17 protein-coding genes and 2 pseudogenes are annotated in these 15,045 nt (G+C 61.8%); 3 read left to right on the plus strand and 16 right to left on the minus strand.

Annotated features, from left to right (window positions below):
* Positions 1–448: 448 nt before the first annotated feature.
* Both DW136_RS06920 and DW136_RS06925 read right to left on the minus strand, forming a co-directional pair.
* Positions 449–1,195 carry a DeoR/GlpR family DNA-binding transcription regulator gene (locus DW136_RS06920; protein WP_117639605.1) on the minus strand — a complete coding sequence of 249 codons (747 nt, stop codon included), beginning with the start codon at positions 1,193–1,195 and terminating at the stop codon, positions 449–451.
* Between the two features lie 3 nt (positions 1,196–1,198).
* Entirely contained in the window at positions 1,199–2,278 is a 1,080-nt protein-coding gene (locus DW136_RS06925; protein ID WP_118289323.1) for a Gfo/Idh/MocA family protein, read from the minus strand.
* 633 nt (positions 2,279–2,911) lie between these two features.
* Between DW136_RS06925 and DW136_RS06930 the strand changes: the two genes are divergently transcribed.
* On the plus strand, positions 2,912–3,148 hold the full coding sequence (locus DW136_RS06930) for a DegV family protein (RefSeq protein WP_117817123.1): 237 nt from the start codon (positions 2,912–2,914) through the stop codon (positions 3,146–3,148).
* Between the two features lie 116 nt (positions 3,149–3,264).
* Here DW136_RS06930 and DW136_RS06935 read toward each other — a convergent pair whose 3' ends face one another.
* The 8 genes from DW136_RS06935 to DW136_RS06970 all read right to left on the minus strand — a co-directional run bounded on the left by DW136_RS06935 (position 3,265) and on the right by DW136_RS06970 (position 11,303).
* Positions 3,265–4,149 carry an ROK family protein gene (locus tag DW136_RS06935; protein WP_197032763.1) on the minus strand — a complete coding sequence of 295 codons (885 nt, stop codon included), beginning with the start codon at positions 4,147–4,149 and terminating at the stop codon, positions 3,265–3,267.
* Between the two features lie 79 nt (positions 4,150–4,228).
* Positions 4,229–5,353 carry a glycoside hydrolase family 172 protein gene (locus tag DW136_RS06940; protein WP_172676343.1) on the minus strand — a complete coding sequence of 375 codons (1,125 nt, stop codon included), beginning with the start codon at positions 5,351–5,353 and terminating at the stop codon, positions 4,229–4,231.
* A gap of 12 nt (positions 5,354–5,365) precedes the next feature.
* Entirely contained in the window at positions 5,366–5,764 is a 399-nt protein-coding gene (locus DW136_RS06945; protein ID WP_089572475.1) for a PTS sugar transporter subunit IIA, read from the minus strand.
* 26 nt (positions 5,765–5,790) lie between these two features.
* A complete protein-coding gene (locus DW136_RS06950; protein WP_089572476.1) occupies positions 5,791–6,624 on the minus strand; it encodes a PTS system mannose/fructose/sorbose family transporter subunit IID in 834 nt (277 codons plus the stop codon).
* Positions 6,625–6,626: 2 nt separating this feature from the next.
* Positions 6,627–7,412 carry a PTS sugar transporter subunit IIC gene (locus tag DW136_RS06955; protein WP_089572477.1) on the minus strand — a complete coding sequence of 262 codons (786 nt, stop codon included), beginning with the start codon at positions 7,410–7,412 and terminating at the stop codon, positions 6,627–6,629.
* Between the two features lie 9 nt (positions 7,413–7,421).
* Positions 7,422–7,895: a PTS sugar transporter subunit IIB gene (locus tag DW136_RS06960; protein WP_089572478.1), complete on the minus strand. Its 474-nt coding sequence runs from the start codon at positions 7,893–7,895 to the stop codon at positions 7,422–7,424.
* 123 nt (positions 7,896–8,018) lie between these two features.
* A complete protein-coding gene (locus DW136_RS06965) occupies positions 8,019–10,760 on the minus strand; it encodes a PRD domain-containing protein (RefSeq protein WP_117736585.1) in 2,742 nt (913 codons plus the stop codon).
* Between the two features lie 141 nt (positions 10,761–10,901).
* Positions 10,902–11,303, minus strand: a complete 402-nt coding sequence (locus tag DW136_RS06970; RefSeq protein WP_233546549.1) for a hypothetical protein — start codon at positions 11,301–11,303, stop codon at positions 10,902–10,904.
* Here DW136_RS06970 and DW136_RS10150 point away from each other — a divergent pair.
* A pseudogene (locus DW136_RS10150) lies at positions 11,260–11,367 on the plus strand (hypothetical protein); the annotation flags it as partial. The gene DW136_RS06970 and the pseudogene DW136_RS10150 sit on opposite strands and share 44 nt — an antisense overlap.
* A 292-nt stretch (positions 11,368–11,659) precedes the next feature.
* On the plus strand, positions 11,660–11,761 hold the full coding sequence (locus DW136_RS10155) for an IS3 family transposase (protein WP_233506709.1): 102 nt from the start codon (positions 11,660–11,662) through the stop codon (positions 11,759–11,761).
* Positions 11,762–12,528: 767 nt separating this feature from the next.
* On the opposite strand, the gene rplX is transcribed toward DW136_RS10155, so the two are convergent.
* From rplX to rpsC, 6 genes and pseudogenes are all read right to left on the minus strand, one after another.
* Positions 12,529–12,834, minus strand: a complete 306-nt coding sequence (gene rplX / locus DW136_RS06980; protein WP_099432059.1) for a 50S ribosomal protein L24 — start codon at positions 12,832–12,834, stop codon at positions 12,529–12,531.
* A gap of 13 nt (positions 12,835–12,847) precedes the next feature.
* The gene (gene rplN, locus DW136_RS06985) at positions 12,848–13,216 is read right to left on the minus strand and encodes a 50S ribosomal protein L14 (RefSeq protein WP_006235041.1); all 369 of its coding nucleotides are present in this window, start codon (positions 13,214–13,216) and stop codon (positions 12,848–12,850) included.
* A gap of 118 nt (positions 13,217–13,334) precedes the next feature.
* On the minus strand, positions 13,335–13,595 hold the full coding sequence (rpsQ, locus tag DW136_RS06990; RefSeq protein ID WP_006235040.1) for a 30S ribosomal protein S17: 261 nt from the start codon (positions 13,593–13,595) through the stop codon (positions 13,335–13,337).
* A gap of 16 nt (positions 13,596–13,611) precedes the next feature.
* The gene (gene rpmC, locus DW136_RS06995; RefSeq protein WP_006235039.1) at positions 13,612–13,827 is read right to left on the minus strand and encodes a 50S ribosomal protein L29; all 216 of its coding nucleotides are present in this window, start codon (positions 13,825–13,827) and stop codon (positions 13,612–13,614) included.
* A 107-nt stretch (positions 13,828–13,934) separates the two neighbouring features.
* A pseudogene (gene rplP / locus DW136_RS07000) lies at positions 13,935–14,330 on the minus strand (50S ribosomal protein L16); the annotation flags it as partial.
* Positions 14,330–15,040 carry a 30S ribosomal protein S3 gene (gene rpsC, locus DW136_RS07005; RefSeq protein ID WP_006235037.1) on the minus strand — a complete coding sequence of 237 codons (711 nt, stop codon included), beginning with the start codon at positions 15,038–15,040 and terminating at the stop codon, positions 14,330–14,332. The pseudogene rplP and the gene rpsC, both read right to left, overlap by 1 nt.
* Between the last annotated feature and the right edge of the window lie 5 nt (positions 15,041–15,045).

Below are 15,045 nucleotides of genomic sequence, written 5' to 3' on the forward strand. Positions count from 1 at the left end.
TCGCTTCTAATAAAGAAGGCCAAGATTCGGGACGCAGTTCATTTGTGGTGGTTTTGTGCCGCGATGGCTCTGCCGGATTCCCAAACATCTCGATCTGTAACAGCTAAAGCCCATTTTGCGGTCCATCTGTTACAGATCGAGACATTCGAATCCCCTCAAGGGAATAATCTCAATCTGTAACAGTAACTCGGCAAAATCAGTCCCAGATGTTACAGATTGAGACAAAGGGACGGCGCGGTTCGTAAGTATCTCGATCTGTAACACCTAGCCCACTTTTTACGGTCCAGTTGTTACAGACTTAGACAAACCGGCAGGCAACGAAAGCGGCGACGCCCGTGATGGACGTTGCCGCTTTTCTATTGAGAAAACTACTCGGTTTTCGTTACTAACCACCACAATGGGGACAGGCACCTTTGTGGTGGTTTTGGCCTTAGCCCGTCCCCTGCTGTTAGACCGTGATGACGTTGTCCATTGCCCGGTACTTGGCGGGGACCTCGCCTGCGGTAATAATCGTTGCGTCGCGGAAGTCCGCAAACTTGACGGGCGCCACCATGCCAAATTTGCTGGCGTCCGAGATTACGAAGCGTTTGGCCGTATGACGCATCGAGATGCGCTTTACTTGGGCCTCCTCGATATCGGGCGCCGTGAAGCCCTGCTCGGCGGCGATGCCATTAGAGCCCCAAAAGCCACAGTTGAAGTTGTAGCGATCTAAGGTTGCCAAGGCATCGGGGCCAACGAGCGCCTCGGTCTCGGGTTTGAGCTCGCCGCCCAGCACCACGGTACGCATGCCGCGCAAAGCGAGATGCTGAGCATGGAGCACGGAATCAGTCACATAGGTGACCCCTTCGAGATGCGGAAGATGCTCGATGAGCCTGAGCGTCGTCGAACCCGAATCGATGTACACAAAGCTCTCGGGCTCTACCAGCGCCGCCGCACGGGCGCAGATACGTTCCTTGTCGTCGTTATGGAGATCGCTGCGCTCATTAAGCGTTAGGTCGCGCGTCACGTGCGCGCGCTCAAGGCTTGTCGCGCCGCCGTGCACCTTGGCGATGCGGTGCGCTCGGTCAAGTGTCTGCAGGTCGCGTCGAATGGTAGAAGCCGTCACACCCAGGGCATCGGCAAGCTCTGGCACCGTTACTGAGCCAGCCTGTTGCACCATCGAGACGATCGCATTGAGTCTATCTTCCGCGAGCATCGCTTACTCCTCCTCGGGGTAGACGACTCCCCAATCGGCACGGAGCTTGGTCATCAGCTCCATAACATCAGAAGCATAATCCAGAAGCTCACGCTTGGAATCATCGCCGGCGACGGCCTTCTCGAGGTCAGCCATCTCGTAGCATAGGGCGTAAGCCTCGGTGCCCGCGGCGACCTCCTCGCGATGACCGTCCGCAGTCCACACGATCGTCGCATGATCGGCACGCGGATATTCGTTGACCTCGATATAGCACTTATCGAAGCTAATAATCGAGCGCTTGGGCTGCTTGGAGTGGAGCGTAAGACTCACGACGCCCAGCTGCTGCTCGGCGTTTCGGCAGACAATGCCGCCCGCGACATCGACACCAGTCTCGCAGGTGTTGCCGAGCGAAACAACTTCGGTTGGCTGGCTGGCCATAAACAGGCGCATGACCGAAAGGGCATACACGCCAATATCGAGCATGGCACCGCCGGCAAGGTTGCGATTGTAGAAACGGTTGGTCAGGTCGCCGTACTCCTTGTAGCTACCAAAGTTGAGCTGAGCGAGGTTCATGCGGCCGAACTCGCCGGCATCCATGCGACGACGCAGCTCCTGATACAAGGGCATATGAAGCACCGTGGTAGCGTCCATAAGGACAACGTTGTGCTCGGCGGCAATGGCACGGGCCTCATCGAGTTCAGCGGAATTGAGGGTAATGGCCTTCTCGCAGAGCACGTGCTTGCCGGCTGCCAGGGCAGCGCGCAGATAGGTGATATGAGTGTTGTGCGGGGTAGTGATGTAGACGGCGTCGATGCCAGGATCGGCGTAGAGGTCCTCAACCGTGTCGTAGACCTTCTCGATGCCATACTGCTCGGCAAAAGCCTGAGCCTTGGACGGCGTACGGTTGGCGACGCCCGCAAGCTTGCGACCGGCAAGAGCAAGGGACTGAGCCATCTGGTTGGCGATAACGCCGCAACCGATGACGGCCCAATGGAGCTCGGGAGCCGTAAAAATATCGTCGGGGAACGGCTTGTCCTGGACCGAAGCGAACGCTGCTTTGGCGGCTGCCGCGGCGTCGAGCGGAGCCTGCTTGGAATCTGCCATTATGTGCCTCCTGTGTCATAGAACGCCTTGCTTTCTGACAGCTCTATATTCGCACAAACACGCGCTTCTGTGCGCGTTTTTGCGTATCTCACCGCTAAACGGTCATTTTTATCCCGTAAACGGCGCATCTATACGCATATTCACGCAATCCCACGCACGCAAATGCGCACAAATGCGAACCGGTCATTGCTCAGAGACAGGGGCTTATGCTTAGAACTCAAAAGACAGGATGATCCGCTTCGCCTCGTCGCTCATGGCGCGCTGCAGCTCTAAGGACCGTCCCAAACTGCCGACAGAAAAGGAACGTTCCAAACTGCAGACAGAAAAAGAACGTCCCCAGGCGCCGGCATTTCAAGAGCACTCATTTAAGTCTGTCCCCAATGAGTGGGAGTAATCAGAGACCCTTTGCGAGGGAGGCCGGACGTGGCCTTCCTCGTTTTTATTCATGGACTTTAGTCCGTGCCGCGCGGCACGCGCGGCATAGAAAGCCACCCGCTCAGCGGGTGGAGGCCAATTTCCGCTACGCGACAAAAACCTTCCCCCCTAGCATGAGGATTGTTCAGGTCATCATACTAGGGGGAAGGTGATTGCTGTGGCCCAGAAAGCCAACAGCCTCGCGCACACGAAATGGCTGTGCAAGTACCGCATCGCACCGAGGCCAAGCTCATCGCCGCCATCGTCGAGAAGCACCCCGAGGTGCGCTTTGCCGCGAGCCGCACCTCGGCCCACGCCGACCTCTACGACCGCATGGAGCAGGCCCTGTGCGAGCGCGTGGCCAACGCGGTGGATGTCGTCCGCTCCGACATCAGCCCCGCGCTTCTTGTCCACACCGGTCCAAACCTCGTGGGTGTGGCGGTCCAGGGACTCTAGTGGAGGCGGGGCGTCCTGCCCCAAAAACAAATGCAAAAGACGAGCACTTCTTGCCGCTCAATTGGCAAGAAGCGCTCGTCTTTTCTTAACGCGTTGTATGGCGGAGAGAGCGCAAGTTACGCGAGCGCCCTTCTTGCCAGCTCGGCCGCGCCGAGGATTCCTTGGTCGCCGCCGCAGCCCGGGGCGCAGATGTAGCTCTCCATGTCCTTAAGCTCGGCGGTCTGGATGTAGCCACCCAGATATTCGAGGGTCTTCTTGCGGACGATGCCGTAGAGCTGCTCCTGGTGCATCACGCCGCCGCCGAGGACGATGCGGCGAGGCGAGTACATGAGCACGAGGTTCGCGCACATCTGCCCCAGATAATCCCCCTCGAGCGCCCACACCTCATCGTTGTCCGCGAGCTCGGCCGCGGGCTTTCCCCAGCGCGCGGCGATGGCGGGGCCGGAGGCGAGCCCCTCGAGACAGCTCGCGTGGCTCGGGCAGACGCAGCGTCCCTCCTCGGTGGGACGGGTCCTTACCAGCATGTGACCGGCCTCGGGGTGCAGCATGCCGTGAAGGAGTCTGCCCGCGCACATGACGCCCGCGCCCACGCCGGTGCCGATGGTCACGTAGACGGCGTCCTCGAGCCCCTTGCAGCAGCCGAAGACCACTTCGCCGAGGCAGGCAACGTTCACGTCCGTGTCGTAGGCCACCGGAATCCCGAGGGCGTCGGCGAACGCGGCGCGAAGACCATGGCCTCGCCACGCGAGCTTGGGCGTCTGGAGGATGGAGCCGTAGCGCTCGTCGTTGGGGTCGACGCAGGTCGGGCCGAAGGCGCCGATGCCCAACGCGTCCACATCGCGGGCGGTGAACCACTCGATCATCTGCGGGACGGTCTTGGCGGGCGTAAGCGTCGGGGTCTCCATACGGTCGAGGACCTCGCCGTCGCCGGACACCACGGCACAGACCATCTTGGTCCCGCCGGCTTCGAGGGCGCCGAGCCTCATTTGCTTTTCGCTCATGTGATCCTCCTTACAAAGGGACGCCCGCAGTCATGGTCAACCGCGGGCGCCCATAACGTTGGCTTGTTTCGAGGCGACCCTACCTGGGCACGCGGTCCTGCCTTGCGGCAAACGGGGCGAGCACGGCGTGCGGCTCGCTTTGGTACCAGTAGGCGACGGTGGAGATGTCGTCCTCGCGCTCGTAGAGCTTGATGTCGTCGTTGCCGAGGTCCTGGAACGTCACGCGCAGGTCCTCCTTGAACGAGATCGGGTCGGGAAGGTGCCACCTGTAGAGGCCGTGCCTGGGCAGCGCGTCGTCGTTAGTCGCGAGCATCGGATTCGGGTTCGGCTTGCCCGCGCTGAAGCGGTCGCGCGTGGCGTCGCGCGTCGAGCGGTACGGGTAGCCGGCGAACAGCGTGTTGAAGCACTGCGCCTCGGGCAGCGCGTGGGGCGGCCTGTCGAGGAAGGCCCAGGCACCGCCGAAGTAGTCCTCGGCTCCCGTCGAGGTGACCGTGGGGAACTCCTCGTCGCCGTCGAGGAAGAACTTCATCTCGCCCTCGCCCCACCAATAGCGCTCCAGGGCGCACAGGGCCATGTAGGTGCCGACGTAGTAGCCCTTGCCGCGCACGCCGTCGAGCACGGTGTAGTCGACGCCCCTGCGGGTGCTGCGTTCGCGGTTAAAGCGGGCGTGGAAGTACATGGCGTCGTCCGGCACGTCGGTGAGCGCGTAGTTGAACGTGTAGAAGATGTACTTAATGAACCCGGGGTGCTCGCTCGTAAGCGTGACCTTGGCGTGCTTCCTGAAGGGCATCTCGAAGTAGCAGTTCATGCCGCCCGTCGGGTTCACGCAGATGGGCATCGAGTTGACGATGGCGCGCTCACCGAAGCCGTTGCAGAAGAAGTCGCCGACAGGGCACTCGACCGAGGGGGTCTCCTCGTCGTCCCAGTAGAAGCGCAGCACGAGGTCACGCATGACGAAGCTGCCGGCGGCGGTCTTGTCGGGGACGGTCATCCAGATGTGGCGGATGATGCCGGGGCCCTCGATGTCCGCGAGCGTGATGGTCTCGCCGGACTCAAGGGGCACGCAGCACGAGCCCTTGCGGCCGACGCCGAGGTGGCTGGCCGACATGGCGGCGCGGCCCTTCTCGCCCGTGATGTTCTCGGGGGTGATGGCGCGGCTTTCCTCACCGCCGTGCATCCACACGTCCTTAAGGAACTCTCTCATCGTCGACCTCCTCTATTCGTCGTCGTCGCACTCGGCGGAACTGGCACCGTTCACGTAGATGATCTGCTGGCGCGCCTCGTTGACGAGGGCGTCGAAGTCGAGTTTCTCGTCGGGGCGCGCGAGCGCGACCGTCATGGCGAGCGGGAGGTTGACACCCGCGATCACGTGGATCCGGTCGGAGGCGAAGCGGGAAAAGCGCTGGTTCACGCTGCCGCCGTACGCGTCGGTGAGGACGACGACCTCGTCAGTGCCCGAAAGAGCCGCCTCGACCGCCGCGTCGAGCCCCTCGCCGTTGTCGTTCACGTAGGCGCACACGGCGTTGACGGCGTCGCCCTTACCCGTAAGGAACTCGAGGGTGTCCTTGAAGCCCTGGGCGAGAAGGGAATGGCTCGCCACAACTATCTTTCTCATTGATTCACCAATCTCTTGGGTCGAAGCTAGGCGAGGATGCCGGCGGCGGAGGCGACCATCGCGAGGACGATCACCACGAGGATGAGGGCCGTCATGCTCGCGTTCTTCTTGGTAAGAAGGTAATACGCGCTTCCCGTGATGGCGGCGGGGATCATGGCAGGCAGGATCTTGTCGAGCAGCGGCTGAATCTCCATCGCGACGTCGCCGAAGCTGAAGCTAATCGGGCAGGTGACGCCGATGACCGAGGCGATGAGGCAGCCGACCACGGTGAGGCCGAGCACGGAGGCGGCGGCAGTGAGGTTGGGAAGCTTCTCGCTGAAGTCGGTGACGAGCTTCACGCCCTGCTTGTAGCCGAACTCGAGGGCGTGCATGCGGACCCAGAAGATGGCCAGGATGAGCGCGAACCAGATGCCGGCTCCCACGGGGTTGCCCTCGATGGCCATGTAGGCGGCGATGGAGCCCATGATGGTCGGGATCATGGTCATGAGCAGGGAGTCGCCGACGCCGGCGAGCGGTCCCATGGTGCCGATCTTCAGGTCTTGGACGGCGTCCGCCGCCGCTAGGCCGTCGCGCTCCTCCATGGCCACGCAGGCGCCAAGGATGATGGCGGCGAGCCAAGGCTGGGTGTTGTAGTAGCGGAAGTGGTTGTTGAGCGCTTGCTTATAGTCCTCGTCGTTCGTGTAGATCTTCCTCAGGACCGGCGAGAGGGCGTAGGCGACTGAGGCGCCCTGCTGGGTCTGGTAGTTGAAGGTGCACACGCTCATGAGCCAGCGCCAGTTCGCGTTGCGCAGGTCCTTCTTGGTGACCTTGTAGCCGGAGGGCTTGCCCTCGGCGACGGCGGTGATGTTCTCGTTTTCCATGGTTACTCATCCTCTCCGATGAAGGCGTCTGCGGAAGCGTGGGCGGCGAGCTCGGTGTCCCTCTCGGCACGCTGGTAGAACGCAATCGCGAGGGCAACGCCGACGATGGCGGCGCCGATGATGGGCACGTTCAGGAAGGCCGAGAGGAAGAAGCCGGCGAGCAGGTACTGGAAGTACTTGGCGGTTGGCATGTAGCGGAGCAGCATGGCGATACCGACGGCCGGGAGCATCTTGCCGGCGAGGGTGAGGCCGGAGAGGAACCACTGGGGCATGACCTCGAGGAGCCAGTTGACGGCGGGCTGGCCGAGCGTCACGGAGACAAAGACGGGCAGGGCGGCGCACAGGCCGAAGAGCGCGGGGCAGACCCACAGGATGGCGTTCATCTGATTGAACTTACCCTCGTTGCAGAACTTCTGGGACTTCTCGACGACAAAGCCGTTGAGGATCTTGGCGACGACGTCGAGCTGGATGCCGAGCATGCCGACCGGCAGGCCGATGGCGAGGCCCGTGTCGGAGCCCAGGGTCACGCCGTAGGCGGTGGCGATGATGGCCATCGTGCCGTAGTCGGGAATGGAGGAGCCGCCGAAGCCCGCGACGCCGAGCTGCATGAGCTGAATGGTGCCGCCGATGACAAGGCCGGTCTTCCAGTCGCCCATGACGACTCCGGTGATGAGGCCCCAGAAAACGGCGTAATTGACGAAGATCATCGGGATGCCGTAGTAGTCCACGTGCTTGATGAAGGCCAGCAGGGTCAAAAGGACGACCTGCAGGATAGTGAAGTTGACCATATTTCCCCCTTAGATGAGGTCTGCGACGGAGACGGGCTTGTCGGCGGGCACGAACTGGGCCGTCACCTTGACGCCACGGGCGATGAGCGCCTTGTAGCTCTGGACGTTCTCGGCGGAGGCGTAGGCGCGCTGGGTGAGCTGGATGCCGTCCTCCTTGACGAGCGAGCCGCCGACGACCAGCGACGGGAGCTCGACGCCCGACTCGACCAGGCGAAGCATCGTCTCGGGCTCCTTGGCGATGACGAAGACCTTCTCGCGGTCGTACTTGCCCGCGGCGAAGTTCTTGAGCGCGGTCTGCTCGGAGATGATCGAAACGGCCATGCCCGCGGGGCGCGCCATCCTCATGGTGGACTTCAGGACCTCGTCGCCGGCGACCTTGTCGTCGATGACCATGACTCGGGTCGCGCCCGACACCGGGGCCCACTGCGTCACGATGATGCCGTGAAGCAGGCGATTGTCGATTCGTGCCATAACAACACTCATGTTTGCTCCTATCAAATGAAGTTTTACGTTCGGTACTGCCTCGGCGCTATCCGGATTCGCGCCGGGCAAGGGGTTATCGGATTATTGAGGACGCGCGGTCAGCTTGCGGCGGCGCGGGGAAGGTCACTCGTCGAGCAGGAGGTCCGAGGAGCCGAGGCGCTCTTCTCGCGCCGGGGCGGCGCTCACGCTTATGTAGTCGAAGACATATGCGATCTCGCTTACGGGAACCTCTACGCGATAGCGCGTCGAGATGCTCGAGAAGCTCTGCCTGAAGGACTCGATGAAATCGGCGCGTTCCTCCTCGAAGCGGTCCTGGCCAACGTAGGTCTCAATGGGGTTTCTGGTAACAAGGCGCTCGACGAGACAGCAGAGGTGAACGTAGAGCCCAATGATGGCGTTGCTGCCGATCTTCTCGCCTGTCCTGCGCTGAAGCTCGTGCACGGCGCTCTCGATCTCATGGAATAGCCGCTCCGGGTCGAGGATGGTGATGGAGCGGATGACGTTCTGCAGCGTCATGTTCGAGAGCAGCTTCTCGTGGAAAGAAGAGAGCTCGGAAGCGTCAAGCCACCTGCCGAACACGGCATCAACCTTAGAGGCGGACGCCGTCGACATGATGTCCTCGAGGGCGACGAAGGGGACGGAGGCGACCCCGGGGTCTCCCGTGCCGATGACGGCGCAGACGCGGTGCTCGGAGAAAACGGCGTCGTTCGACCCGTTCGCGACGAGCTGCTTGAAGGGCCTCGTGAGCAGGCGCGCGCCTATGGTGCGCGGGAGGCTCTGCGAGACGAGCTGGCGTATCCTCTCCGCGGCGTCGACCCCGGACTCGGAGCAGAAGACGATGGCGTCCTCACGGTTGACGCGCTCGATCACCTTGCAGTGCGTCACGCACGCGGCGGTCGCATCGCCAAGAACCTCGGCGATGGACTTGCCGCCGAGCAGCCCGACCCCGATCTCGAGCGCAAGACCGGTAGAGACGTTGTTCACCACGCCGATAGTGGAGTCGGTAACGTTCTCGAGGGCCTTATAGGCCTCCTCCAAGGAGCCCATGTCGACGAGGAACACGACCCCGGTGCAGTAGGAATGGCGGTCGACGAGGCGCTGGAGCGGACCGACGATGTCCTTCAGCTGCTGGTCGTAGGGCATGTCGACAGCCTCGTACACATGCATGCCGAGCATACGGTTCGCCGCGTCGGCGATGCTCGTCGCCGTTGAGTAGCCGTGGGACAAGATGACGCAGAGCGTCCGAAGGGCCTTCGCATCGCGAGACTCCGATGCGACGCACAGCGTCAGAAGCGTCTTCGTGAAGTGATCGAGCGAGATTCCCAGCGCCCCTTCCACGTCTGCGGCGACCTGATCGGAGACACTCGAGGCAAACGGCAATTCGGAGGTCACGGCACCGAGGAGATGGGAGATTTGCTCCGCACAGGCAGACTTTCGCTTAGCCAGGCCGATACCCGGCCACAACTGCAGGCAAATCTCCTGGGCCAGTAGAAAAGCGACCTTCCTCGAAAGCTCGATGCCATAAGAAGAGCCTGCGTCGGCAAGGACCGCGCCCACGACGCGCTCGAAGGCGCGCGACCTCGAGGAGGCGACGCCGTGGTCGAAGATCAAGTGATCCTCAACGCCGCGCACAGCGGAGACAGCTTGCGAGACAAGCTCGGAGACAGAGAGCTCCCCGGCGCAGAATCGCTCATCGAGGGAGCACAGGGCATCGAGCGCCTGCTCGACCGGCCCTGTGCTCTCGGCGGCATCCAGAGACGCGTCGATCAGAACGCCATCGTCGGGCTGTTGATCGATCTGCGCGGAGGAGAGGAGCCCGCTGGGAAGAAGATACGGGCGAACGACGACGTAGTCGCCCTCGCGATTGAGGAACGCTTTGGCGCAGCAGTTCGTCACGCAGGCGCGCAAGCCGGCGATGTTATCGGAAAAGTCCGCGTTCACGAGGCAACGGTATGCGCCGCGGCTGATCTTCACATCAGAACCGATTCGGCACCCCTCGCTGCGCAGGAAGCTCAAGATGAGATCCTCGCGCTCCTCGGGGGTCCGCTCCTTGAGTGAGGGGACGCGGGCACAGATGGGCATTTTGCTGTAGGCCGAGGAAACCTTCAGGTCATCGGCGGAAAGCGTCGTCGAAAGAACGAGGCGAGCGCGCGGCGCATCCTGGGAGGCATCGAGCCCGAGGGCCGTCGCAAGGCAGTGCTCCATCGCAGAGGGAGAGAGTGCCTCGATGCCGTTGACAAAGACCACACCCCCGCGCGCTTTCGCGATCGACTCGTCAAGAAGCCCGTTGAACGAGGCGGCGTCCGGGACCCCGGCGCAGTCGATGCGCACATAGGAGGAGTCGCGGGACAGCAAGCCCTGGTTCTTGCCGTACTCGTACACAAGGCGAGAAAGGAAAGACTTACCGACACCCACGCCGCCGCTCAAGAGGATGGGCAGGCCAAACGGAGGGTACTGAACCGCAGCCTTGCACTGCTCGACAACGGAGCTGAGGCTCATGTCGAAGCCCACGGCACGCGCGAAGTCGCGGTGATCGGCGATTCCCGTCGCCTGGATGAGGTCGGCGAGCGAGGCGTACTCGCTTGCAGAGAGCTTTACCTGAAAACGCTTCTGGAACGCGCGGCGATGAAAATAACGGACAGGCCTGCCCGCCACCTTAACCACAAGACCGGCGCGAACAAGGTCGTTGAGGTACTGGCTCGCCAGGCTCCTGGAGATGATGAGCGTCTCGGCGATGTCGGAGGTGGACAGACGGGCAAGGTCGTCGAGCGAGACGGCAGAGGTGAGGGCCTCGAGATGCTCGAGAATCCTGTCCCTCATGTCGACGGGTTTCTTTGCCAAGCTGTCCTGTGTGGTCTTGTCCATGACTTCTTACCTCCTCGTACAAGGAGTATAAGGGGAGAACAGAGAACGGAAGGGGGCGCGTGGGGGAATCAACAGCTCCGAGGAAAAGTCCACCACTTGAGGGGCAGAAAACAACGGCCATTGAACATTCAGGGCCGACGCTCAACACTTCGGCTCGACACTTCGCTTTGGAAAGGGCCCGGCGCGCCGGGGTCCCAACATAAAGAAGGGCCCCGGCGCGCCGGGCCTAAAGCTTAACCATGCGCGCGGCGATGCGGGCGCAGTCGCAGGCGGCCTTCTTCTCGAAAGTGTTGTAGTCACGACCCGGCCCTCGGCGCAGGGCTTGTCGCTGATGGCGCGCACGACGACGAGGGGCACGCCGTTGAGATAAGCGGCCTGCGCGATGGTGCAGCCCTCCATCTCGCAGCACAGGTCGCCGAAGGTCGCGAGGATTCGCTCCTTCTGTTCCGCGGGCGAGACGAACTGGTCGCCGGAGACGACGCGGCCCTTGAGGACCTTAATGTCGGGGGCGACGGCGGCCGCGGCGGCGCACGCCGCCAGCAAGGGCCGGAACGGATCGCGCAAGATCAAGGCGTCGCCCGGGAGGTCGGGCGTTACCGTCAGCCGGCGCCGCGTCTGCCGCATCATGAGGGAGAACGGCCTGGCCGGCGCATACGGCAGGAAGAGGTTCAAGGTGCACCCCGGGGCGGTCAACGAGGCCGACGTGTCGAACGTCGTCGCGCGCAGCTTCGGCGGCAGGGCGCCGTGCACCCATATATGCAGCGACTTGGTCTGCGTGCGCGTCGGGGCGTCGTGGAACTACGTCTGCCTGCTCGTCGACCTCTGCAACGGGGAAATCGTCGGCCACTCCGAAGGATCGAGGAGGGACGCGCGAGCTCCGAGCCAAGCTCTTGGATTACGTGCACTGGTACAACAACTTCAGGATCCACTCGACGCTGGGCTTCATGTCGCCGGTCGAGTTCAGGGAGGCGGGGCCGTCCCTCCCGGAATCGTCCAAATAAGTGTTGCCAATCCATAGCCAATCCAGCCATCATCTCCGCGAAGGAGGACGTCAGGAAAAGCTCGGCTTGAGCTCGGTCGGACGCGGTCTGTGGGGCATCATTCAGGCTCAGGGGGTCTCCTTGTCTTCTTCGGTCGCAACCTGAATGATAGGGACGGCCCCTTCTCTCTTTCCCCTTCGTTTTCGACGCGTCACCCTCTCGGCGGGCTTAAGGCCCGCGCTCGCGGGTGCAGGGGCTACGCCCAAACCCCAAAAACGTAACGCCGTGCTCGAAGCGTTTCCGGACGTCAGCGTAATCTCAAATCCCGTTCGTCAACTCATGGGCAAGCCACCTGAGACTACTCATTTCTCCTACTGGCAATGAAGACCTGCGACCTGCAGTTTTGCAAACTGCTTGAAAGCCACCTGCGTTGATTCACTTCCTATTGCAGCTGGCGGCTTGCACGCGAAAAGGCATTTAAGTTTCAAAACGGGCGTTTTCGGCGCTATCGAGCCTCCAAAGGCATCCCGCCGCGCCCTTTGGGACAAAAACAAAAACTCAAAGCCCTGAGTTCGAAAATAGTTTTTGGAGTTGTCCCGACTTTTGTCCCCGAAGCCGACGAAACGCGACAGGGTGTCACCTGGCGGCACTCGATTCGAGACGGCACCGAAAACTGGATGCAACCGGAATGACGGGACGGCAGAACCGAAGTCATCGAGTGGGGATAGAAAAAGGCCCGGGTGCCGTGGCATCCGGGCCTTTGCTAGCAACTTGATGTTGCGGGCAGCTTAGAACTTGTGGCCGCACTTCTTGCAGACGCGCAGCTTGTTCTTGCCGTCCTTCTCGTGACCGACGCGGGTAACCTTACCGCACTCGGGGCAGACGAGATTGACGTTGGAGGCGTCGATGGGAGCCTCCTGCGAGACGATGCCGCCCTGCTGGTTGGCAGCGTTGGGCTTGACGGCCTTCTTGACGACCGAAACGCCCTCGACAACGACCTTGTTCTCGGCGGGGAGAGCACGCAGGATAACGCCCTGCTTGCCGCGATCCTTACCAGAGAGAACCTGGACCTTATCGCCCTTCTTGATATACATATATCTCCCCTAACTACAGGGTCTCGGGAGCGAGCGAGACGATCTTCATGTACTTCTTGTCACGAAGCTCGCGAGCGACGGGCCCGAAGATACGGGTGCCGACGGGCGAACCATCGTTGTTGATGACAACGCAGGCGTTCTCATCAAAGCGAATGTAGGAGCCATCCTTGCGGCGGATCTCCTTAACGGTGCGAACGACGACGCAACGGACAACGTCCTTCTTCTTGACGTTGGCGCCAGGGGTAGCCTCCTGGACAGCACCGATGAACACATCGCCGATGCCTGCATAACGACGCTTGGAACCGCCAAGCACCTTGATGCAGCGAATCTTGCGAGCGCCGGAGTTGTCGGCGACGTTCAGCATGGTTTGCATCTGAATCATGGTAGATGTTCCTCCGAACTAAGAACCGAAGAGAGGTGCGCAGCCTTTATACGGCCCGCGGTATGCAAGCCAGGCATACGCACATCTTCGGAAACGTACAAGTCGTAAGAGCGACTGCTTATTTAGCGCGCTCGACGACCTCGATGAGGCGCCAACGCTTCATCTTGGACATAGGACGGGTCTCCATAACGCGGACGGTGTCGCCCACGCCAGCCGTGCACTCCTCGTCGTGAGCGTGCAGCTTCTTGGAGCTGGTCATCATCTTGCCGTACTTGGGGTGACGCTTGCGCTCGGTGATGGTGACAACAATGGTCTTGGCACCGGAGACGGAGGTAACGACACCCGTACGGACCTTACGCGAGTTACGCGAATCAGTCATGTTCTCTCCTTAGGTCCTACTCGGCGACAGCGGACTTCTCCGCTGCGATCTCGCGGGCGCGCTGCTCCGTGAGGACGCGAGCGATGTCCTTCTTCACGGTGTTGACGCGAGCGGTGTTGTCCAGCTGGCTGGTGGCCATCTGGAAACGAAGGTTAAAGAGCTCGGCGCGCATTTCCTTCAGCTTCTCAACGAGCTGAGCGTCCGAGAGCTCACGAATCTCTGCGGGCTTCATTAGTTCTCCTCCTTGGCGGCGGCGGCGTCCTCAGCAGCCCACTTGGCCTCGAGAGCGGCCTCCTCAGCCATCTCCTTCTCGATGCGCTGCTCAGCGTTCTTGGCAGCAACAATCTTGGTCTTGATGGGAAGCTTGTGCTGTGCAAGACGCAGAGCCTCGCGAGCGACCTCCTCGGGCACACCCTTGACCTCGAACATGATGCGGCCGGGCTTGACGACGGCCACCCACTCCTCGGGGTTACCCTTACCAGAACCCATGCGAGTCTCGGCAGGCTTCTTGGTGATGGGCTTATCGGGGAAGATCGTGATGTAGACACGACCGCCACGCTTCATGTAGCGGGTCATGGCAATACGAGCGGCCTCGATCTGACGGTTGGTGATCCAATGGGCCTCGAGAGCCTGGATACCAAACTCGCCGAAATGCAGCTCGGTATTACCCTTGGCCTGGCCCTTCATGGAGCCACGCTGCACCTTGCGGTGAAGAATACGCTTAGGGGCAAGCACTACTGACCCCTCCTCTCGGAGTTACGACGACGAGGACGGGAAGAGCCCTCGAGTGCAGGGTTGGGAACAGGCTGGCCCGGGAGCTTCTCGCCCAGGTAGATCCAGACCTTCACGCCGCAAGCACCCATGGTGGTGCTGGCGACAGCCGTGCCGTAGTCGATCTTGGCACGGAGGGTGTGCAGAGGCACGCGACCCTCGCGGTACCACTCACGACGGCCCATCTCGGCACCGCCGAGACGACCGGAGCACTGGATACGGATGCCCTTAGCGCCGGCCTTGCGGGCAGACTGGACAGCCTTGCGCATAGCGCGACGGAAGGCAACGCGGCCCTCGAGCTGCTCGGCGATAGACTGAGCAACGAGGTTGGCGTCGAGCTCGGGGCGCTTGATCTCGACAACGTCGACGGAGAGCTGGCCCTTGGAGACGCCAGCGACCTTCTCGAGCTCGGTGCGGAGGGTATCGATCTCGGCACCCTTCTTACCGATGACAACGCCGGGGCGAGCGGTGAGGATGATGACCTTCACCTTGTCGCCAGCGCGCTCGATCTCGACGCGGGAGACAGCTGCGCGGGAAAGACGCTTCTCGAGGTACTTGCGGATCTCGAGATCGTTACCGAGGGTCTTAGCGTAATCCTTCTCTGCGAACCAGCGGGAGCGCCAGTTCTCGGTGATGCCAAGACGGAAGCCGGTGGGGTAGACTTTCTGACCCATACAGC

This window comes from Collinsella sp. AM12-1 (genome assembly GCF_003472325.1).
In the GTDB taxonomy this organism is placed as follows: Bacteria; Actinomycetota; Coriobacteriia; order Coriobacteriales; family Coriobacteriaceae; genus Collinsella.